Source organism: Streptomyces otsuchiensis, from assembly GCF_004305975.1.
GTDB classification, from domain to species: domain Bacteria; phylum Actinomycetota; class Actinomycetes; order Streptomycetales; family Streptomycetaceae; genus Streptomyces; species Streptomyces otsuchiensis.
The window spans coordinates 1-272 of record NZ_BHZI01000659.1 but is presented as its reverse complement, the minus strand read 5'-3'; the positions used below and the strand labels follow the sequence as shown (position 1 = coordinate 272).

Sequence of the window (272 nt, the reverse complement as noted above, 5' to 3'; positions counted from 1 at the left end):
CTGATAGCCGCCACGATCTTTCTCAGAGGGCTTGGAGGCATTGGTGACAGTGTCGCCGACTCGGGATTGACGGACATCCTTGACGCCGGTGATGAGGTACCCGACCTCCCCCACCGACAGCCCCTGAGCCGGCACCATTTCTGGGGATATGACGCCAATCTCAAGCACCTCGTGTGCTGCGCCGGTACTCATCATAAGGATTTTCTCACGGTGGCGCAGAGCACCGTCAACGACGCGGACATACGTGACAACACCACGATACGTGTCATAGA

1 protein-coding gene is annotated in these 272 nt (G+C 58.1%); it reads right to left on the bottom strand.

Annotated features, from left to right (window positions below; genetic code table 11):
- Positions 1–272: EF-Tu/IF-2/RF-3 family GTPase (locus tag E0D90_RS26245; RefSeq protein ID WP_265415982.1), on the bottom strand; the 272-nt coding region annotated here is incomplete at both ends.